The organism is Candidatus Poriferisodalis multihospitum (assembly GCF_028283155.1).
GTDB classification, from domain to species: Bacteria; Actinomycetota; Acidimicrobiia; order Acidimicrobiales; family Poriferisodalaceae; genus Poriferisodalis; species Poriferisodalis multihospitum.
In genome coordinates, this window is sequence record NZ_JAPYOK010000025.1 from 21181 (window position 1) to 41927 (window position 20747).

A 20747-nucleotide genomic window follows, 5' to 3' on the forward strand; every position below is an offset into this window, starting at 1 on the left:
TCGTCGCTGCCATCGAAGAGCATTTCTCCCGCCTCGACGCCGCTGAGCGTGCCCTCGCAGACGCCGACCGTCACCTGCATACGATGTATCGCTCCGTTGCAGTCGACGCATTCGATAGGCCAGATTGGGATTGGACGACTCTGGGCGAGATTGCTGAGGTCAAGGGGGGCATCACCAAGGACTCGAAACGCGAGGCAGACCCCGAGTTCGGGGAGTTCCCGTATCTGCGGGTCGCGAACGTTCAGCGCGGCTATCTCGATCTGTCCGATGTCACAACGATCCGAGCAGATCGATCCAAGGCACAACTACTTGTGCTCCGCCCAGGCGACATCCTGTTCAACGAAGGCGGTGACCGCGACAAGCTCGGTCGCGGCTGGGTGTGGGAAGGGCAGATTGAAGACTGCATCCACCAGAACCATGTGTTCCGCGCACGCCTTCTCGACGGCTGCTTCGATCCCTATTTCGTGTCACTGCACGCGAACTCGTGGGGCCAGCGGTGGTTCGAGACTCACGGCAAACAGACGACCAATCTCGCTTCGCTGAACCTGACAACGTTGAAGTCGTTTCCTGTCCCGGCACCTACGCTCGAAGAACAGAGCGCCGTCGCGTCGCAGCTGCGTTCAGCACTCGACGGCATCCAGCACCAGCGGTTTGAACTTGATCGAGTAGCAGTTCGCGCCAGCCGCCTGCGCCGCTCGATTCTCGCAGAGGCATTCGCCGGCCGTCTAGTCCCACAGAATCCGCTCGATGACTCAGGATCAGGTCGCCTGGCGGGCGCATACACGTCAGCGGCCTAGCGACGCGGACCCTGGGCAGATCGCCTCCACACTGCACTGATGTTGAGCACATGGCCTTGGTGACGATCTTCGCAGTGCTCGACACTTCGCTATTGAGAGCCCATTCGAGCTTGCGAACTCAGGACCGATGGAGATCCGTCTCGATCGGAGCCCGGAGCAGCCAGGCGCAGATATCTTCAACCGGTGTCCTCGATCGATGACTTCAGGGAAGTGCGTCGCCGCGTGATGAGGCGTTGCGTTTATGCGCTCAACACCTTGGCGATGCGCGACGGCCGGCTGCCGCGAGACGGTGCATTCGACGCGGCCGCAGCGAACGGTCTGGCGGCAATCGTCGCCTACGACGAGAGTGGACAGGAATATGAAGACTCGGGGAACCGAGTCAGGTCGCCGTTGGCGCTTCTATCGGTCATGTGTTCCGGCGGGAGCATCACGGGTGGCACACCCAGTAGCTCGGTCTTGAGTGCCCTGGAAGAGGGGATCAAGAAAGCGCAGGAGTTCCGCCACGGGCGCGCCGAGGAGGATTGGGATGTGTTGCGCGAGAACCACGTCAATGCGCTAATCGCATTGGATGAGCATCCTGCACTTCAGGTCCTGGAACTGGTCGATGGAATGGACTTCGAGGATGCTGCTTCAACGGTCTTTGCCCAAGAGGCAATGGATCTGCTGCCTCTGAACCTCAAGGACCGTCTAATGGTGCCCGAACCTGCGGAATGCGACGCTTGCTGGCGCATGACCTTGATCGCGGATGGGTTCGATGCATTTGGCATCAACGTAGGCGAGGGCATCTGCATCGCATGCGGTACGGAGCGCACCTATGAAGACACCGTCCGCGATTACCTCAGCTGGAGATTCGGGGACCCGAGCTGAGTGAACGACGAGGTGGCTCCATTTCGTGGACATGGGCGGTGCAATGGCGCATTTCGGCGATGGCGGAGACTGAATCGGTGTACGCGTGAGTAGAGGGACAGCGTGACGGTGTCAGATGAGGCAGACGACAGCTTGATGGACCGCTCGGACGTCAAGGCGGAGATGCGAGCGCAGCAGGCACGGGCTTCAGCAGATCCGTACGAGCGTTGGGCGGGTGAACTGCTTTGGTCGATGCTCGGAGCGTCGCAATGGATCGTGCATGACGACGGCACTGCGGACGCGATGCATGACTTCGACTTGGAGTTTCGCGAGGGCTACCGATTCGCCGTGGAGGTGACCAGTGACACGGCGGGCAGATCGAGGGTGTTCTACTCCTTGAGGGATCGCGACTGCCCGATCAAGGCACCGACGCTCAAGTGGCACTGGGACGTGGGCGTTCGTTTGCCAGGACGCGACCCGCATGACGCGGCGGCGATTCACCAGCAGTCTGACGGGCTCAAGACGGGCCTGGAACCACTCCTCGCTCAGGCCGAGCAGGAAGGCATCGCCCGCGAGTTGAGGTCTGTGGATGTCCGATTTGGTACCCGGGAGGAACACCCGCTGGTTGGCGCGCTTCGATCTCTTGGCGTCAGCTACGCGTGGCGCGGTGAACTCGCACGCGATGCCACAATCTGGATCAACGAGGCACCCGCCGTCACGCCGTCAGACCCTGAAGCAATTGCCGACGCCATCGATGTGCATCTGCCGCAGAATCGAGCCAAGCTGATGGCAGCGAAGAGACACGGCGCCCGAGAAGCGCACTTGTTCCTTTGGCTGCCGGCTGGCACGGGAGTCAGCGAATCTGCGAATCTCGCATTGCGAAGCGGCGCGGACCGGTCCGAAGCGCCCCGCGAGATTGATCTGCAGGGTTTGGACAGCGTGTGGGTGGCGACGGACCTCTTCACAGCGCGCTCCATGGAGATTCACGGCTACGCGCAGCCGATATGGCAGTTCGATCGAGACGGCTGGCAACGGTGGGAGCGCAGGTGGTGGTACGAACAAGTACCTTCCATTAGTCCAATCGAAGCATGATTGGAAAGTCAAGGGGCGATACATCGCCGCAGAAGCGGAGGCAACTGTTCGAGCTCTTCAAGCGAGACCAGTTGTGAGAAGATGTCGAATGCGCTCCCTGGAACGCCCTCATTCTGCATCTGTCGAGATTGCCTCGATAACTCTACTATATCGACCTGCCGAACTTGATCCTCGAAAGCCACTGCTGCCGATATCGCTGTGAGTATTGCACGGCCTCATCCCACATCGACTGAGTTGAGTTAGGCGGGTGAGTGACCGTTTCCAAGTCTGCTTGCGGGTCATCAAGGCTAAGGATTAGAGAGGCATTTGTCGCCTCCAAACCCCGTTCTGTGATGACCCAGTCTTCGTTCATCAGTACGGTCAGCCTGCCTTGCAGAGCAACCTCGCTATCTGATGCCGCCATACGAGCTTGAAACATCACTCGAATACTCTCAAGCAACTGTCTGATGGCATACGCGAACGAGAATTCTGATGCAGATGGCATATTGATTCGCATCAGTTCCACCTCTAGTTGCTCTGCGATTTCATCCGCATGAATCTCAGGGTCCCAGAGCACGGTGCCATCTAATGCCGCGGGCACCGCTAGATGTTTATCTCCGACCTGCATCGGCACTCGCTCGGTCATCGGAAAAAAACTGAGCCACATCAGCGCGACATCATCTTGTCGTATTAGCGGAAAAAAAGAACAGTTCCGGAGCTTGAACTTCGCGACTCGTACGAACCCGGAAATAGCCGTGATTGAGCAATCCATAGTCGTGTGCTACCGCAAGCGCGTGTCCTATGGTCTCGATGGAGACGTTATCGTGGAGACCAGATAGCATTTGTTCCATCTGTTCAGCTCTCTCCGCGCGGCGAGATTCCTGCTGAGGATCGAGATCTTCTAAGCGAACGATTCGACGCCTCAAATCATCAGTGGCACTCTCCGCTGCTCTAGTAGCGGTTTCCTCCGTTGTTTCGCCTAAGCGGCGTATAAGTAGCGGCTCGATTACGATGCCAACGGCGAGCAATAGCGTCGCCGCTCCTAGAGCGACCAAGGCATTTGACCACGAGGACCGAGACCACGAATCTACGAGAAGACCGAGGCCCAGAAGGACCACGCTGACGAGTAGTGTCGACAGAAACCAAGACAGGCGGAGTCGTCGTTGTTTCATGAGTTCTCCTCTGCGCTCATTCGGCGTCGGTGATCACATCACTATTGTCGGTAGAGCCAGCAGCCTGCTTGTGATTCAATCATCGACGCTTCGGAGGACCTTGTTGTTCCTCATCGTCTGCCAGTTGCGCGACGGAGGCAGCGTTGAAGCGATCGAAGGCACATTCGTATCCAGGAGGTCCGTATGGCATCTCGCTGTGGTCGAAGCAACGCGGGTTGTGAAGTGCTCGGCTCGGCGTGGTCGATCTGTGTCTGCCAATGCTTCAGGGATCGGAGCGACCTCCGGTAGTCCATGTGTTGTCGGATGAGCGCGTCGGCGGCCGATGACGGCATCCCCAGCTGTGCCAGCAGCACGCGCCGCGCAATCCACTGGAGGCCGACTTCGGTGCCTCGGTACTGGTTGACCGTTTCTTGCCGGACGTAGTCGTTGCCGTGCGCAGTGTCATTGCGTGCGTCTCTCGCGTATTCCCTCAACTTCGGCCAGGCCCCCACGACGTCTGCGCCAATTGCCCCCGCTTCCTCCACCATCTCTTGCATCTGGGTTGCGAAGCTCTTGCGGTTGCTGTTGCTAAGAGCCTGCTCCAGCCATTCTCGGTGTTCGGTCGGGCAGGTGTCCAAGATGGCTTGGACACGCTGCCTGTACTCAGACCGTGGCATTTGCCGTGATGTGCGTACCGTTGGGTGCAGTTGTTCCACTGCCAGGACCGCGTCGAGGAATGAGGTTCCCCGACTTGTTTCGCTACCTGCGCTTTGCGAACCGAGAAGGTGGAGCAATGCCACTTGCCACTGGTCGTCATCCCGCTTGGACCAGTACCTGTCTAGCAACGTGTCGAGGCTGACACCGGCGTTATCCAGATCGCGCCGCGTCGCCAGCATGTCGTTGTGCCGAGCGATCATGCCGGTGTCCTGCAGATCGCCGCGTTCGTGCACGCCACGTTGTCCCGCCACGATCTCGATGCGGTCATGGGGACTGTCCGAGTGGCACAAGCGAGCAGCCATTCGAGTGATGCGGCTGGCCCTCATGCACATGAACTGGAGCAGTCGCTGGAGCGGTCTTGCCCACCGAGTTGCGATCTCGCCGACCGTTGTCTTCGTCTCGATCACGATGGTCGCTGTCGGCTGTAACTCCAGTTCCCACTCCGAATCAGGCAACCTGAAGCCCCATCGCAGCTCGACGTCGCAACTGGCCGCTGACACCGTGCGTGGCTGTAGTGACACCGTCACTTGCGCGCCGTCGCGCTGCAGATCGAAGTCCGCGAGGTCGGCGGCCCACGCAGCCAAGTCGTCGAATTCGAGTTCGATCAAGTCGACTTGGTCGCTCGGCAAGACCCAAGACTTGCCGGTTACCAGGCAGTCGGTCACCCAGAGTTGGCCCCCATCTCGCGAGTGCCGCGGCATCATGGGATGCCGCATCAGGAAACAGTCGAGCAGGCTGATGCGAGCCTGCTCTTGTGTCGCGCCCCAAACTGTTCTCCTCGGTGGATGCAAGCCTCGCTGAGCCGACATTGGCTCTCGAATGTCATCGCCGAGTAGCCCGTATGTCGATAGGTCCCATGGGCCGCCGCCGCCATCGTCGAGGTTGCCGGCAACGATCTGTTCTCGCGGCGGAACGTCCTGCTCCGACGAGTCCGCACCAGCCAACCACCACTCTCCTAGCAAGGTCTGCTCCACTGTTTCGGCTTCATCTGCCGTCCTTCCGTCGGAAGTCATCCAGCGGACGAGCTAATGAAGGGCACTCGCGCGGGGTCTGACTACAGCGTTTGTTCGGGCCAAGGTGGGTGCATCTCGTCCTGATCCATTGTGTTCGTCGGCCCTTGATGAGATTGAGCACTGGCCGCGATGGGGGCGGAGCCGCTCGAGCCGGGTTATTCGGCGCGGTGAATTTCGGCATCGGTGATCCAGCGCGCCAGCAGGCTGAGCGCGCTGAGGGTCTCGATGACAGCTTCCGGTTCCGGTTCGCGATCTGGTGGGTGATGCAGGTTGAGATTGCGGATGCGCCCGGCGCACCCCTTCGCGAAGTCCATTGCTCCGATGTGCAGGTTGCGCCATTCGTCCGTTGAAGTATCTGATGCCTGAGTGACGAAACGTAACCGAGGGTGACCCGCGTTCGGCTCGGCCGCAGAAAACGACTCCTGGGCCAGTTCAGCGAGGGTGCCCGTGGGGATGTCGAGCAGTTGTCGCCAGCGGACCTCGACGTTCTGCGCCGCCGCGAGGATCGCTTGCTTTCGGTGTCCGTCCTCGAAGAGCGGTTCGGCTGTCTCCGCAACCCATGGATGCAGATCTACGAGCCGCAAGCCGGTGACGCGATTTCGGTCCATGAACGCCGCCGAATGTAGCGATACTCGTGCCGCAGGCAGCAGTTCGCCGAACAGCTCCCGTTCACGTCGACGCCGCCTTGGCTCGATGTCCACGCTCCACGTCATCCGATGCCGGACCCATTCCATGTTCTCGTAGTGCTCGTTGTCCGTGCCCAAGACTGTCTGGATTGCGTACTGAACGCCGATGCACCACATCCACACGGATTCCGCTGTTCGCGTCGCCTTGGTCGGATACTCATCGACCAAGACCTGGAAGCGCCAGTGCACGAGATCGCACGCTAGGGGTGATCAGCACTCCTGCTGGGAGACCGGTCGCAGTACCGCCCTCAGCCGGCCTGCCGATCGGTCAACAGCCCTCGTGTTCGAAGCGGCAGGCGCGTCATCGCCGCATGCCGCGAACGTCTATGGCTGATCCTCCGTCAGTCCGGTCGGTGGCGGCAGGGGCTGGCCCTCGGCCGTGAGCATCTCGATTGCTTCGGCCACGACCGACCTGATGCCCGTTTCCGCGGCTTCGCGGTCAGGTTCCAACCAGCTCATGAGTGGGAAGGCATCGCACAGGCCGACCCATTCCTGATCCTCTTCGGACCACTCGGTCCAGAAGCGGTACACGTCTCGGAGGTCAAGTGTGGCCATTGTGGTGTCCCAGTTCGTCGATGGCTTGGAGCACTTGGCGGACTTGGTATGGCTTGGCGCTGGAGCCTCGCGGCTGCAAGACCAGCAGGCGCGAGGCCGACCACCGCACATCGTAGATGCGGTGGCTCCCGGTGATGCGTACGGGCTTGCCGAACAGCGCATCGCAGACGCCGGCGAGTTCAACCCAAGAGACATTCCGGGGGTTGCGGCGCATTCTTGCGATGCGCTTGTGGAGGCTGGCCATCGCCCGGATGTTCGTTCAGAAATCGGATGAATTTCAAGCTATTTCCATATCTTTAATGACGACAGCCTTGTGCGCGGCGGACAGCCACCGCCAGATTTGGGGCCACTCCGACGTAGCGTGAGCCGGTGGCTGCGCAGGACCCGAAGGCGTTGGTGCAGAAGCTGTGGGACTTCTGTGATGTGCTGCGTGACGACGGTTTGTCCTATGGCGACTATCTGGAGCAGCTCACGTATCTGCTGTTTCTGAAGATGGCCGATGAGCAGTTCGTGATGCTGGGCGGCGAGCGCATCGTTCCTGTGGAGCATGACTGGCAGTCGTTGCTGAGCCGCTCGGGCGCCGAGCTCGAAGCCCACTACAGCGAGTGCCTTTCGGCGTTGGGCACCGGCGAGGACATGCTCGGCGTGGTTTTCCACAAGGCCCGCAACCGCATTCAGACGCCGGCCAAGCTGGAGCAGCTCATCAAGGAGTTCATCGACCAGCACGAGTGGATGAGCTACGACGCCGATCTCAAGGGCGACGCGTACGAGGGCTTGATCGAGAAGACCGCCCAGGAAGGCGCGAGGGGAGCGGGCCAGTACTTCACGCCCCGGGCGCTCATCAACGCGATCGTCGAAGTGATGGCGCCCGAGCCCGGTCACCGCATCTGCGATCCCGCCTGCGGCACCGGCGGGTTCTTCCTGGGCGCGTACCGGTCGATCGTCGAGCGGTTCCCCCACCTGGAGCCCGATCAGGTTGAGCACCTGCGCTCGGGTGCGTTCACGGGTTGGGAGATCGCCGATTTGCCTGCCCGTTTGTGCGCGATGAACATGCTGCTGCACGGCATCGAGAGCCCCGAGTCCGACTCGCCGATCGTCGTGGACGACGCTCTGCGGGACGCTCCCGGCGAGCCGTTCGACATGGTGCTGACCAATCCGCCGTTCGGCCGGTCGTCATCGGACAGCTACGAGCGGGAGGACTTCTGGGCGACGACCCGCAACAAGCAGCTCAACTTCGTCCAGCACGTCGTGAGCCTGCTGCGCATCGGCGGGGACGCGGCCGTGGTGGTGCCCGACAACGTGCTCTTCGAGGCGGGCGCCGGCGAGACGATCCGCCGCCGGCTGCTGCACGACTGCGAGGTCCACACCCTGCTGCGGCTGCCCACGGGGATCTTCTATGCGCAGGGCGTGAAGGCCAACGTGCTGTTCTTCCGCCGCCGCGAGGGCGCCGAGGACCCGTGGACCCGCGAGCTGTGGGTGTACGACCTGCGCACCAACAAGCACTTCACGCTCAAGCAGAACCCGCTCACCAGAGCCGACCTCGACGACTTCGTCTCCTGCTACCGAGCCGACACCCGCCACAAGCGCACCGAGTCCGAGCGGTTCAAGCGCTACACCTACGACGAGCTAATCGCCCGCGACAAAGTTAGCCTCGACCTGTTCTGGCTGCGCGACGAGAGCCTCGAAGACGCCGACAACCTGCCCCCGCCAGATGTCCTCGCAGCCGAGATCGCCGAAGACCTCGAAGCCGCCCTCGCCGAGATCCAAGCCCTTGCCGAGAGCCTGGCAAGCACGGCCGAATCCGAGTGAGTTGCCGCGGCGAGCAAGCCGCGTGTCTTCCATCGGGTGGGCGTCGCCCTGTTGCTGACGACGGAACCCGCGTACTCTCGTCTGGAGTGCTTGTCACACCCCTTGTGCACTCTGGAGTTCGTGCACTTGCCGACGAGTCGTTGCGCTGAGCAACGCACAGGTCGACGATTTGTCCGACCGCCTATCTGCCGAAGGGAGGGGATCGTGAGCGACCGCACCGGAATCGAGTGGACCGAAGCGACATGGAACCCCACCACGGGCTGCGACCGGACATCGGTCGGTTGCGATAACTGCTACGCGCTGACGCTGGCGAAACGTCTCAAGGCGATGGGCAATCCGCGGTACGAGCGAGACGGCGATCCCAAGCTGAGCGGCCCAGGATTCGGTCTCACGCTGCACTACGACTTGCTCGATCGGCCCCGGCGCTGGCGCCGACCCCGCTTGATCTTCGTGAACTCGATGAGCGATCTCTTCCATCCAGAGGTGCCGCTGGATTTCATTCAGAAGGTGTTTGCCGTGATGGCCGACACCCCGCAGCACACGTATCAGGTGCTGACAAAGCGCTCGAAGCGGCTCGCGTCGGTGGCTGGCGATCTCGATTGGCCTCCGAACGTGTGGATGGGGGTCACAGTCGAGACGCCTCGCTACGCCTTCCGGATCGATCACTTGCGCTCGGTCGACGCCGCGGTTCGTTTCATCAGCGCCGAACCACTCTTGAAGGCGCTGCCAGATCTCGACTTGACCGACATCCACTGGCTCATCGCCGGCGGCGAGAGCGGTCCGCGTGCCCGGCGGATCGAAGAGGAGTGGGTGTTGGACCTCAGAGACCAGTGCGCTGCCGCCGATGTCGCGTTCTTCTTCAAGCAGTGGGGAGGCCGCACCCCCAAGGCCAAGGGCCGCGAACTCCTAGGGCGCTTCCACGACGAAATGCCTGTGGCGAGTCTTTCGAGGTCGCACCCTGTTGTCTCGCACAATTCGGAAGTGGCGTACGACATAGCCGTGAACGTCTCGGTTGCATAGGCCCGTGCGAGATGGTGAACGCCCCCGAAGCTGGGGCTTCTGGACCGAAGTCAAGCTGGATGCCTTGGCGCGCTACCTGCCGCAATTCACGACGGCCTCCCGGAGTGCACGTTCCACGCTGTACTTGGATCTCTTCGCAGGCAGCGTGAACAACGTTCGGCGAGATGACGAAGACCGTCACTTCTTTGGTTCAACGGTGCGCGCGCTGGAAACAGAACCGGGCTTTAGCACCCTGCGCTTCTTTGAGCTAGACCCCAACGCCGCTCACCTGAAGAAGCAGCTCCGCGAGCGATATCCCAACGACGACAGATTCAGAGTCATTCAGGGTGACTGCAACAAGACGATCGCAGGTTGTCTAGCGGGACTCCGCGACGATGGTCTCGACTGGGCTCCCACCTTCTGCTTCGTCGACCCCGACGGTCTCGACGTGAACTGGTCCACCCTGCAAGCGCTGGCTCAGTTCAAGAACTCACGTGCGCGTACCAAGGCCGAGATGCTGATTCTGCTGCCCCACACGTCAATCCCGCGACTGGCGGGCTGGGATAACGCTATGGGAGTCGACGACACTCTCTCGGTGAAGATCACCTCGCTGCTTGGCTCGGATTCTTGGCGGGCGATTGACGACCGACGCCAGAGCAACGACTTGGCGGCATCTGAGGCGAGACATCTCTACTTGTCACTCTTTCGCTTCAAGCTGGAGCGCGAGCTTGGATACCGGAAGACGCTCACCATCGAGATGGGCAATGAGCGCGGCAACCCGGTGTACGTGCTCGTGTTCGCGACAGACCATTCGGCGGGAGACAGAATCATGTCATCCGTTTTTCGGCAGGCTCGCGAGCAGTCCGCGGAGTATCGAGCGGAACTGCGAGAGCGGCGGCAACGAGAGAGGGACGAGCGAGCGGGATTGCAGTCGCTATTCGGTGCAGATGAACTGGCGGAAGAGGCCGCACCCGTCTACATGGAGACGACTGAATTGAGTGGCTCGGCTGAGCTGCCGGACTGGCTCTTGCATCGCATCGAGAGAGACTGAGCGGCGAGCCGTCGCTGGTCTAAATCGAGAACCAAGGGAGGCTGCGTGGCTGGCTCACTCGCGGGTCCGAGAGTTAGACCGACTCAAATCGGGCAAACCACTCGGCATCCACTGTGACATCCTCGATCTGACGGATGCGGGTCACGACGCCAAGTTCGTGTTCCTTGAGAAGATCGCAGAGATCCTCGCCGTTAATGAGCTGGACTGGCGAGGCGCCGTCCCTGCTCGCTTCGTCGCGAGCGCTTCGGGTGAAGGTGCCTGTGGTCACAAGGAGGCCCTTCTCGCCGCGGCCGGCCATGGCTCCACGGAAGTCTCGGACGGCACTTGGTGGGACGGAGCCGCTGTAGCGCTTGCACTGGAAGTAGATCGGGAACGACACCAGGGACAGCCGGTAGACGCCGACCCCGTCAAGGCCTCCGTCGCCGCTTCGTCCGAGTACTTCGACTTCTCGAAACCCGGCCTCACGCAGCAGCCGCTGGATCAGGCGCTCGAACCCAGCAGGCGACATGTCCAGCAGCCGCTGCAGCAGGGTCGCTTGCCATCCGGTGTCCGGATCGGAGGCCTCGGCGAGGTCCAGTTCATGATTGTCGTCGGCGTCAGCGTGCTCGTTGTGCCGTCGCGGTGCTGTGCGGGCCGCGAGCCCGGCTCGAACGGCCCGCAGCTGTGTGTCAATCTCGGATTGGCTCTCGATTCTCTGGCCAGCCTCTGTGATTGCCCAGACTCCGCGCCTGGAATTGTCGACAGCACCCATCTTCTTGAGATCACTCAGAGCCCAACTGATCCGATCATCCGCAATCAGGTCGCCACTGGCTTCGTAGCGAGCCTCGAGTTGCTCATCCGTGAGACCTTCGCGTTCTGCCACAGCAGAAATCACTTCACCTCGTCGCGCCGAGCCCCCGAGTTCCTTTAGCGCTTCGAGGGTAGGAAATATGAAGTCGATAGCGCGCGGCAGTTCCGATTGGCTCATGGCGTGAAGCTATCCCCGCCCGTGGACTTGGCCCTCAGGTTTCTCTGGAGACCGGCAGCGCGGCAGGCACGACGGCAAGGCGTTCGGCGACAGCGCTGGCGTTGGGGGTGGCGACCTCGCCAGTTGGCGAATCAGGGCTAGGTGCTAGCTGATGTGGATGACTCAGTCTGCGGTAGCGATACTGAACAGGACTCCTTGTTCAGCTTCGGAAGCGAGCGGAGAGGCATCGGGGGTCGTGTTGGCATCGCCATCATCGAGGAGACGCTCTAGGTCGTCAAGGTCCGAGATGGGCAGTGCGCCGCGCCGTTCCAGCGCTTCGTTGCCTGGTCCCTCGCCCGGTCCTCGCCAGACGGCGACCCGGCCGAACTTGTGGTCGAGTGCCTCGGTGGCGCCGGACCAGGTGCCGCCGTTGTCCTCATCGCTCGCGACGACGAGGGTGAGCGTCGATTGGGCATAGATGAGCTTGTTGCGACCCATGGCGTTGCCGGCACTGAAGCCGGCGTCGGGGTTGTAGGGCGTGCACATGAGCGCCAGTCCGCTGTGGATCGCAGCCCGGACATCGCTCTTGGCGAGTTTGCGAGACAGAGAATCCGCAAGCAGCCCGACGACTGCGCCCCCTGAGTCGAACGCCGAATTCATGGCGAGCTGATCTACCCCCCGGGCCCCGCCCGACACCAATGGAATGCTGTGCCGAGCAGCGCACTTGGCCGCTTCGACAGCGACCTCAGCCCCCGAAGGGCTCACGTCTCGGCTGCCCACGACCCCGAGCCCAGCGGTGTCCAACAGCTCGACCGACCCCGCTGCGTACAACAGCGGAGGGGCCTTGGGGCCGAGTCGTTGCGTCCAGTTGCTGGGATAGTGCTCGTCGAACGGAGTAAGCGTCTGCACACCGGAGTGTTCCAGCCGTTCGAGCTCGAAGGCGAGAGCCGTTGCCCGATCCACCAGAGCAGCCACGCGATCTGCAAGAGAGCTCGAGATTCCAGAGCCAACCGCCAGATCAGCGGCGGTCTTTCCCAGCAGGCTGCTAGGAGCAGCTTCGAGGAGCGCACTCAGTTTCCAATATTCCGAAGCCTTCAACGGCTGAACGACGCCGACGGACAACCGACTGACGAGGGCGAGCGTCGCGAGTGCGTCGTCGCCGCGTCTCACGAGATCGACCTCTCCGAAGCGTCGGCAAGCGCGAATGGGATGACAGGGCCTGATCCAGCTTCTCGCAGCATGTGGCCGACGGCCGTCAGTGTCCAGCGAGAGTCGACGACATCGTCGACGAGAAGCACAGGTCCAGCAGGTAGGGGGCCATCGACGCTGAAGGCTCCTGCAACGTTGCGGTACTGCTGGTGACTGTTCTGCATTGACTTCTGCGGTCGTGAGTCACGGATCTGACGTACAACATCCTGACACGGCAACTCCAATGCCCCGGCGAGGCGCTCGGCGAAGTCTGCAACCAGCTGCGGATGGCGGCGGGACGGCACAAACGTCACCCATGTCGGTTCGGGATCCGGCTGCCACCGCTCACGAATGAGTGCGACGGAGGCTTTCACCAGGCGATTCCGGAATCTTCCGTCTGACTGCTTGCCCTTGCGCACCATGCTGCCCCAGCCGCCGTCGCCCCATCTGGACAGCACCCTTCCTTCCTCCAGACGGGCCGCCGCCCGAATGGACGTGCGGTTCGGCCACTGCTTGCGCGGTTCAATGACCATGCTTGCGCTGCGCATGAACTCGACGGCCTTCTGGATCTCATCGGGCTCGAAGGCCTTCTCAAGCGTGACTCCGCTGCAGTTGTCGCACATGCCGCAAGACTCACTGACGGGGTCGTCGAGACAACTCCTGAGGAATCGCATACGGCATTGGTCCGTGTCGATGTACTCGTAGAGCTGTCGAAGCTCCGAGCGCCGAAGTGACGTCACAGCATCGACGCGGTCATGATCGAACGTCCACGTCTGCAGGGTCCGCCGCCATTCCCTTCCAATGCGCTCGATAACGCCGTCCACCTCCAAGTTCTTCAGGAGGTTCTCGAGCCGACTCGGCCTCACGTTGGTTTCCTGGAGCAGTTGGTTTGTCGTCATCAGTTCGTGATCACTCTCCAGGAGAGCGACCACCTGCTGAGCCTGAAACGGCTCTGGAAACGCCGAGGTGATGAAGTAGTCCTGAATGTCGGCGTCTTCGGCGCCGCGCAGCAGTATGCCCCACGACTCGCTCAACCCCCGTCCCGCACGACCGACCTGCTGGTAGTAGGCGATCGCGGAACCGGTCGACTGGTAATGGATGACAAACGACAGGTCAGGCTTGTCGAATCCCATGCCGAGAGCGGATGTCGCGACAACTGTCTTCACGGAATTGCTCAGCAGCGACTGCTCAATACCTGGTCGAGTCTGAGCATCGGTCGCACCGCTGTAGGCGACTGCCTCGATCCCCTGCGATATGAGCCAGCTCGCGACTCGTTCGGTGTCGCGCACTGTGGAGCAATAGACGATTCCAGTGCCCGGCAGCTCGTTCAACGTGGCTGCGAGCCAAGTCAGTCGTTCTGGCGGCGAGAGAATGGTGAGCGCGTGCAAACGGAGCCCTTCGCGACCGAGCGGGCCACGTACAGCCTCGAACTCCGATCCAAGCTGGGCCGTTACATCGGCGACGACTCGGTCATTGGCCGTCGCCGTGCAACACAGCACAGGAACCCCAGGCGGCAGCAAGTCCAGCACCCGGACCAGGCGGCGGTAGTCGGGTCGAAAGTCATGGCCCCAATCGGAGATGCAGTGGGCTTCGTCGATGACCAGCAGGCCGCAGCGGTTTCCGATGACCGGCAGCACATCGCTACGAAAGTCCTGATTCGCCAGCCGTTCCGGAGAGATCAGGACGATGTCAGCTGCGTCATCTTCGATTTGCTGAATCACTTCATCCCACTCAGCCCGATTCGAGCTGTTGATGGTGACCGCGTGTACGCCCATCCTTTCTGCTGCCTCGATCTGATTCCGCATGAGTGCGAGCAACGGTGAGACGAGGAGCGTCGGACCGAACCCTGCCGCTCGCAGCATCTTGGTCGCGATGAAGTAGACGGCACTCTTGCCCCAGCCGGTTCGCTGCACGAGCAGTACACGACCCCGGTCGTCAGCTAACTGCTGGATGACCTCAAGTTGGTCGTCTCGAAACGCAGCCTCCGAATCGCCCGTCAGCTTGCGGAGCAGCCGTCGGGCACTCTTGGAGGAGAACGAAGTGCTCACCGGATTCTGATTGGCTCTTGCTGTTGGCATGAAGCGCGCACGGCGTGGAAGGTATCGAACCCGTGTGACACGACTCCAATGGGATTCCGATCCTCCGATGCCAGGTCATGGTCCGCCACCGTCGTACTGCTGCGCTTGGGGCCGAGTGCGGCGACCGTGATAGCGAAGCGCTGATACGTTGCCGCCCGTATGTCTCATGAAAGCAATGCACTTCCGTCCATGGGAGAGCGGTACACCCGGCCTGACTGGGTGCGACGCATCAACCTCATGGGCGACTCGATCGGGGGGCGTCCCGGGGACCTGGTGCCCATCGACACCGGTGAGCTGCTGAAGCTGGCCACCGCAGCCGTCGGCGGCATGCCGGCCGGCGACTTGGGCGATCCGGGCTGGCAGGATCGCTTCGAGTCCCTGTCGGCCGAGCTGGACGCCTCGTCCATGCACCTGCTGGGCCGGCTGATGACCAAGCAGGAGCTGCTGCGCTCGCTGCGCACGCGGTTGCTGCTCACCGCCGCCATCGACGCGACGCCGCAGATCACAGCGGCGCCGGTGGCCTCACCGGTGATGATCGCCGGCCCGGCCCGCTCGGGCACCTCGATTTTGTTCGAGCTGCTGGGGCTGCACCCCGACCTGCGGGCCCCGCTCGGCGCCGAGGCGCTCCACCCGGTGCCGCTGCCCGAGGGGGGGCTTGCGGATCGGATGGAGATGGGGCAGTGCGAGCAGGAGTTCTGGGCCGACATCCAGCCCGAGTTCCTGGCTATGCACGAGTTCCGGGCCGACCTGCCCGTCGAGTGCATCACCCTGACCACCGGCAGTTTCGCCGGGTTCCACTGGAGCATGATCGCCCCGCTGACTGAGTGGATTCCTGACCTGGACGTGAACTACAGCTACGAGCGGCAGATCCTCCAGGTGCTCCAGCACGGCGGGGGTCCCACGCAATGGGTGCTCAAGACGCCCGGTCACCTGTTCGTGCTGCCGCAGCTGTTCGCCGCATTCGGCGACGCCTGGGTGATCCAGACCCACCGCGACCCGGCCCGCACGATGGCCTCCACGGCCAACATCACGGCCATGGTCCACTGGATGCGCTTCAGCGACGTCGACGCCGTCGGGAATGCGCACTTCGTGCACGATGCCTTCGCGTTCGCCCTCAACGACTCGGTGAATCTGCGAGCAACCGGCGTGGTGCCGGACGAGCAATTCGTGGACGTCAACTACGTGCAGCTCGTGACCGACCCGGTGGCCACGCTGGGTGCGGCCCTCGAGCAGATGGGCCTGTCGATGACCGATGCCTACGCCACCGCCGTGCGGGACTACTTGGATCACAAGCCCAAGGGCAAATACGGAGTGCACCGCTACCAGCCCGAGGACTGGGGCTTCACCGCCGAGGGCATCCGCGACGCCACGGCCCAGTACATCGAGCGTTTCGACCTGCCCCCAGAGGGCTGAGCCGGCCACGATCATGGACCCGCTTCCCGAGACCGAGTCCCGCCGGGCCCTCGCCGAGCTGCTCGAGGTGCTGCGTGACGTCGACGAGCGCTGGGTGTCGCCCCAGTGGAACCTGTACACCGCCGCCGACGCCGTCGAGGCGCACCGGGCGCTTATGCACTACCTGCAGTGGGGGCTGGTGGGGCTGTTCGAGCGTGACCCGTCTGCCCCCCGCTTCGAACGCTTGGTGACGCCGAACCGCAAGCTGCTCGGCGACAACCCCGACACGGTCTACTTCGAGGCCCCGGTCTCGGCTGACTACGCCTACCGGGTGCGGGGGGAGACCAAGGACGCCGACTACCTGTCGATCACCGTGGAGTCGAGCGCCGGCTGGGGGTCGATGGACAACCAGGTGCTCGGCGTGCTCAATGACACGACGCTCGAGACCGATGCCGACGGCCGCTTCGAGATCGTCATCGGCGGCGAGCCCCAAGAGGGGAATTGGCTGGCGCCGCCGCCCGACGAAGGGCAGATCATCAGCCGCCACTACTTCGAGGACGCCACGCACGCGGGCACCGACCCGGATCGGTGGCCGGCCATGCAGATCGAGGTCATTGGCGGCACGCCCCCGGCGCGGCCGTCCGATACCGCCGTGAGCGCAGGCATCCGGCGAATCGCCGCCTTCATTCGCGAGCTCACGGTGGACCGTGTGCCGATGGCCCAGGGCGAACCCCGGTCGTGGGTGTCACTGGTGCCGAACGAGTTCCCGCCACCCGGCCTGCCCGGCGACCTCGGCCTGTCCGCCACCGACGCCGCCTATGCCTTGGCACCGTTCGTGGTCGGACCCGACGAGGCTTTGGTGATCCGCGGCCGCTGGCCCGACTGCCGCTACGCCAACGTCAGCCTGTGGAACCGCCACCTGCAGTCGCTCGACTACGCGAACCGCTCCATCTCGCTCAACCGTGCCCAGATGGTCGCCGATGCCGACGGACGTTTCACTGCCGTGATCTCCCACATTGACCCGGGCGTTCCCAACTGGCTCGACACCGAAGGTCGCCCCTTCGGCATAGCGTTCTGGCGCTTCATGCTGCCTGAAGGCGACATCGAAACCCCCCAAGGCGAGCTCGTCCCCCTCGCCGATCTGCCTGATCGGCTCTGACCCGCTCGGACAACAGCGGGCGTCAGTCGGCGAAGGTGTCGACGAGGTGCTGGTTGCGGTCGACGTAGCGCGCCAAGCGCTCCGCGCCGTCGGGGGCGGCAAGGACGATCCGCTCGACGCCGAGTTCGCGGTACAGCTCCAGCTTCTCTGCGTCGGGGCTCGCGTAGCAGTACATGGAGATCGGGATGCCGTCGGGATCGCGGCCCGCTGACTCCGCAGCGGTCCGGAATCGCTCCATGCCGACCCTGACATCCCTGAAGCCCACATCGAGCGGGCACCAGCCGTCCGCGTACTCGGCGACGTGACGCATCCCGATCCGGCCCCGGCAGCCCACCAGCACCGGGGGGCCGGGCCGCTGCGTCGGCTTCGGATACACCCACGAAGGCGCGAAGTTCACGAACTCGCCTGAGTAGGAGGCTTCGTGCTCGGTCCACAGCAGCCGCAGTGCGGCAACGGTCTCCCGCATGGCGTTGTAGCGCTGCGCCCACGGCACGTTCGACACGTTGGCCAGTTCCTCGCGGTTCCAGCCCACGCCCACACCGAAGAGCAGGCGACCGTCGGATACCTCGTCCAGCGTCGCGACGCTCTTGGCCAAGTCCAAGATCTCGTGCTCGAGCACGAGGCACACGCCCATCGCCAGCTTGATCTTCGACGTTGCCGCCGCGGCCGTCGCCAGCGAGACGAACGGATCGCGCATGTGCCAGTAGAGCTGCGGCAGATCGCCCCCGTCGGGGTGAACCGTCTGGCGGCTTGCGGGGATGTGGCTGTGCTCGCCCACCCACAGCGAGTCATAGCCACGCTGCTCGGCCTCGACTGCCATGTCGGCAGTCGCAGGGCCGTAGTCGCTGTTCGTCGGTGCCAGCCCGATCTTCATGCCGGCGAACTCACTCGGCGCGCTGGGTGCCGACCTTCAGCTCCCGGAACGGGCTGGTGGTGTCGATGCCGGGCTCCTTGGGCAGCCCCAGCACACGCTCGCCGACGATGTTGCGCATCACCTCGTCTGAGCCGCCGGCGATGCGCATTGCCGGGAAGCCCAGCACGTAGCCGGCCCACGAGAACGTGCCCCACTCGCCGGAGTCGACCACCAGCTTCGGGCCGATGGTGTCGGCCACGAACTCACAAGTGGCGTTCATCTGGCGGATAAGTCCCATCTTCGACAGCGACATCTCGGGACCTGGGGTCTTGCCGGCGCGCAGCGCATCCATCGTGCGCTGGTTCGACCAGCCCAGCACCTTGCCGTGGGTGTAGATCTCAGCGAGCTTCTGGCGGGCCAGGGCGTCGTCGGCCATCCCGTAGTGGGCGGCCATGGCCGACAGCTTGGTGAAGCTGCCCCCACCAGTGCCGCCGCCCGAGCCGCCGCCGATGGCCGCCCGCTCGTTCATCAGCGTGGTCAACGCCACGCCCCAGCCCTGGTTCACCTCGCCGAGGCGGTGCGAGTCGGGCACGCGCACGTCGGTGAAGTACACCTCGTTGAAGTTGGCCCCGCCGGTCATCTGCCGCAATGGCCGCACCTCCACCCCAGGAGCCTTCATGTCCACGAGGAACCCAGTCAGGCCTTGGTGCTTGGGCAGGTCGAAGTCGGACCGGGCGATCACCTCGCCGATATCGGAATAGTGCGCGCCCGACGTCCACACCTTCTGGCCGTTGAGGATCCACTCCTCGCCGTCGCGTTCGGCCCGCATCTGCAGGCTGGCCAAGTCTGACCCAGCGCCTGGCTCGGAGAACAGCTGGCAGCCCACGATGTCGGCCCGGTACATCTGGGGCAGCACCTCGGCGGACACCTCAGGCTCGGCGTGGGCCAGGATCGTCGGCGCCACCATGCCCAGGCCGATGCCGAAGAAGCCGCCGTCGGGTGTGTCGAACTGGCTCTCGAGCTGGCCCCAGACGCGCTCGAACTTGCGGGGCATGCCGCCGCCGCCCAGCTCGGCCGGCCCGCTGATCCAGCCGAAGCCGGCGTCGTACTTGGCGGCACGCCACTCCTTCGACGCCTCCAGCTCGGCGCGCTCGCGCTCGCGGTCGATCTCCTCGAAGAGTGCCGCGTTGTCGGGCCCCTCGCCCCAGACGAACTCTCGCCGCTCGGCTTTGCGCTTGGCGTTGGCCTCCAAGAAATCCAGCGCCTCAGCAGCAAACTGCTCCTCGGTGATCTCAGCGGTGTCGGCAGCGGCCATGTCGGGCTCCTGTTTCGTGCAAGAAGGGCGGAATATCCGGGATACGAGCAGCCCCAAGCTAGCGACATATGTCGCTACGCTCATCGGCCATGGGTCAGCCCGTTCGAGTAGCAGAACGACCGTCGTCGGTCCGTGTGGGCACGGTGCAGTTCGAGACCAACCGTCCGCTGACCGGGGCGGGCCACCGCTACTACAACAGTGCCGAAGATGCCGCCAGTGCCGAGGACCCGGCCGACCTGCTGGCGTGGCGTCTGTTCCAGCGGGGCGGCGTCGATCACATTCACGTGTACGGCAATGTGGCCACCATCGACCTCTCCCGGGGCCACACCTCCGACGGCATCGCCGAGCTCATTGAAGAGCTCTTCGCCCACTACCGCTAGCTTGCTGCCGATAGCGACAAGCACAGTCGCTAGCTCGCTAGCGGTAGCGACAGGCACCGTCGCGAGCTCGCCCGCGTGAGCGATTGGCACGGCGCTGGCTACTGTGGCTCTATGACCGAAGACGAGTTCCGTTCCGAGCTGGCAGCGCAGGGCTATGGCGAACCGCGCGACGCCGAGTTCGAGCCTCACGCCGATGGCGAGCTTCACAGCCACGAGTTCTCCGCCATGGCGATGGTGACCAGAGGCGAGTTCCGGCTGGGACTGGAGGACGAGACCCGGGTCATGGGAGTGGGGGACTGGTGCGAGGTTTCCGCCGGCACGCTGCATAGCGAGATGGCGGGTCCAGTCGGCGCGACCCTGCTGGTCGGCACGAAGTAGCCGGCCCAACCCCTGTCCAGAGGCTGCAGGGGAAGCACACGCACGGGCAGCGGCTGATAAACAACCGTTCGTGAAGACGATTGTTCGTCTAGTCTGTCGCGATGGCAGTGCAGCTGCGTCGTGCCGTCGGCGCATTGGACCCAGCCGGCCCTCGTGGGGTCGGCGCATTGGACATAGCGCATGCTGCGGACATCGGGCACAGCAAGCGGCTGCTGCCCGTCGCTGACGAGTTGGCATCGCTGCTGACCCAGCCGGGGCTTGTTCCCGGAACGGTGCTGGCTGCCCACGGCCCAGGAGCGCTGACTCTGGCAACGGCCCTTGCGGCGGAGGTCTCGCGTACGGGCGGGTGGGTGACCGCGGTGG

The 20747-nt window shown here is 63.4% G+C and carries 21 protein-coding genes; 11 read left to right on the forward strand and 10 right to left on the reverse strand.

The window, feature by feature from the left end; genetic code table 11:
* Positions 1-83 precede the first annotated feature (83 nt).
* The 3 genes from VI480_RS01075 to VI480_RS01085 all read left to right on the forward strand — a co-directional run bounded on the left by VI480_RS01075 (position 84) and on the right by VI480_RS01085 (position 2735).
* Entirely contained in the window at positions 84-797 is a 714-nt protein-coding gene (locus VI480_RS01075) for a restriction endonuclease subunit S (RefSeq protein ID WP_323670962.1), read from the forward strand.
* A 183-nt stretch (positions 798-980) separates the two neighbouring features.
* The gene (locus VI480_RS01080) at positions 981-1664 is read left to right on the forward strand and encodes a hypothetical protein (protein ID WP_323670963.1); all 684 of its coding nucleotides are present in this window, start codon (positions 981-983) and stop codon (positions 1662-1664) included.
* Between the two features lie 102 nt (positions 1665-1766).
* Positions 1767-2735 (forward strand): hypothetical protein, encoded by a 969-nt coding sequence (locus VI480_RS01085; protein ID WP_323670964.1) that lies wholly within the window; start codon positions 1767-1769, stop codon positions 2733-2735.
* Positions 2736-2880: 145 nt separating this feature from the next.
* Here the strand turns inward: VI480_RS01085 and VI480_RS01090 are convergent, their stop codons facing one another.
* The 5 genes from VI480_RS01090 to VI480_RS01110 form a co-directional block, all read right to left on the reverse strand.
* Positions 2881-3360 carry a hypothetical protein gene (locus VI480_RS01090; RefSeq protein WP_323670965.1) on the reverse strand — a complete coding sequence of 160 codons (480 nt, stop codon included), beginning with the start codon at positions 3358-3360 and terminating at the stop codon, positions 2881-2883.
* Positions 3361-3996: 636 nt separating this feature from the next.
* Positions 3997-5595 carry a HEPN domain-containing protein gene (locus VI480_RS01095; protein WP_323670966.1) on the reverse strand — a complete coding sequence of 533 codons (1599 nt, stop codon included), beginning with the start codon at positions 5593-5595 and terminating at the stop codon, positions 3997-3999.
* Between the two features lie 155 nt (positions 5596-5750).
* Positions 5751-6470 (reverse strand): TIGR02391 family protein, encoded by a 720-nt coding sequence (locus tag VI480_RS01100; protein ID WP_323670967.1) that lies wholly within the window; start codon positions 6468-6470, stop codon positions 5751-5753.
* Positions 6471-6605: 135 nt separating this feature from the next.
* Positions 6606-6836: a hypothetical protein gene (locus tag VI480_RS01105; protein ID WP_323670968.1), complete on the reverse strand. Its 231-nt coding sequence runs from the start codon at positions 6834-6836 to the stop codon at positions 6606-6608.
* Entirely contained in the window at positions 6823-7080 is a 258-nt protein-coding gene (locus VI480_RS01110) for a hypothetical protein (RefSeq protein ID WP_323670969.1), read from the reverse strand. Before VI480_RS01110 ends, VI480_RS01105 begins: the two co-directional genes overlap by 14 nt.
* A gap of 125 nt (positions 7081-7205) precedes the next feature.
* Here VI480_RS01110 and VI480_RS01115 point away from each other — a divergent pair, with 125 nt between their 5' ends.
* From VI480_RS01115 to tcmP, 3 genes are all read left to right on the forward strand, one after another.
* Complete coding sequence (locus VI480_RS01115) at positions 7206-8645, forward strand: class I SAM-dependent DNA methyltransferase (protein WP_323670970.1); 1440 nt, start codon at positions 7206-7208, stop codon at positions 8643-8645.
* A 204-nt stretch (positions 8646-8849) separates the two neighbouring features.
* Entirely contained in the window at positions 8850-9665 is an 816-nt protein-coding gene (locus VI480_RS01120) for a phage Gp37/Gp68 family protein (RefSeq protein ID WP_323670971.1), read from the forward strand.
* 4 nt (positions 9666-9669) lie between these two features.
* Positions 9670-10695, forward strand: a complete 1026-nt coding sequence (tcmP, locus tag VI480_RS01125; protein ID WP_323670972.1) for a three-Cys-motif partner protein TcmP — start codon at positions 9670-9672, stop codon at positions 10693-10695.
* A 73-nt stretch (positions 10696-10768) separates the two neighbouring features.
* On the opposite strand, the gene VI480_RS01130 is transcribed toward tcmP, so the two are convergent.
* The 3 genes from VI480_RS01130 to VI480_RS01140 all read right to left on the reverse strand — a co-directional run bounded on the left by VI480_RS01130 (position 10769) and on the right by VI480_RS01140 (position 14877).
* Positions 10769-11662 (reverse strand): restriction endonuclease, encoded by an 894-nt coding sequence (locus VI480_RS01130; protein ID WP_323670973.1) that lies wholly within the window; start codon positions 11660-11662, stop codon positions 10769-10771.
* Between the two features lie 162 nt (positions 11663-11824).
* Entirely contained in the window at positions 11825-12616 is a 792-nt protein-coding gene (locus VI480_RS01135; protein WP_323670974.1) for a DNA-processing protein DprA, read from the reverse strand.
* A 191-nt stretch (positions 12617-12807) separates the two neighbouring features.
* A complete protein-coding gene (locus VI480_RS01140; RefSeq protein WP_323670975.1) occupies positions 12808-14877 on the reverse strand; it encodes a RecQ family ATP-dependent DNA helicase in 2070 nt (689 codons plus the stop codon).
* A 219-nt stretch (positions 14878-15096) separates the two neighbouring features.
* Between VI480_RS01140 and VI480_RS01145 the strand changes: the two genes are divergently transcribed.
* Entirely contained in the window at positions 15097-16320 is a 1224-nt protein-coding gene (locus VI480_RS01145; RefSeq protein ID WP_323670976.1) for a sulfotransferase, read from the forward strand.
* Positions 16321-16333: 13 nt separating this feature from the next.
* Complete coding sequence (locus tag VI480_RS01150; RefSeq protein ID WP_323670977.1) at positions 16334-17458, forward strand: DUF1214 domain-containing protein; 1125 nt, start codon at positions 16334-16336, stop codon at positions 17456-17458.
* A 22-nt stretch (positions 17459-17480) separates the two neighbouring features.
* Here the strand turns inward: VI480_RS01150 and VI480_RS01155 are convergent, their stop codons facing one another.
* Positions 17481-18332, reverse strand: a complete 852-nt coding sequence (locus VI480_RS01155; protein WP_323670978.1) for an LLM class F420-dependent oxidoreductase — start codon at positions 18330-18332, stop codon at positions 17481-17483.
* Between the two features lie 10 nt (positions 18333-18342).
* Complete coding sequence (locus VI480_RS01160; RefSeq protein ID WP_323670979.1) at positions 18343-19626, reverse strand: acyl-CoA dehydrogenase family protein; 1284 nt, start codon at positions 19624-19626, stop codon at positions 18343-18345.
* 89 nt (positions 19627-19715) lie between these two features.
* On the opposite strand from VI480_RS01160, the gene VI480_RS01165 reads away from it, so the two are divergent.
* From VI480_RS01165 to VI480_RS01175, 3 genes are all read left to right on the forward strand, one after another.
* Positions 19716-20006: a hypothetical protein gene (locus tag VI480_RS01165; RefSeq protein ID WP_323670980.1), complete on the forward strand. Its 291-nt coding sequence runs from the start codon at positions 19716-19718 to the stop codon at positions 20004-20006.
* 111 nt (positions 20007-20117) lie between these two features.
* A complete protein-coding gene (locus VI480_RS01170) occupies positions 20118-20384 on the forward strand; it encodes a cupin domain-containing protein (protein ID WP_323670981.1) in 267 nt (88 codons plus the stop codon).
* A gap of 101 nt (positions 20385-20485) precedes the next feature.
* A partial coding sequence (locus tag VI480_RS01175) for a hypothetical protein (protein WP_323670982.1) occupies positions 20486-20747 on the forward strand: 262 nt, incomplete at its 3' end.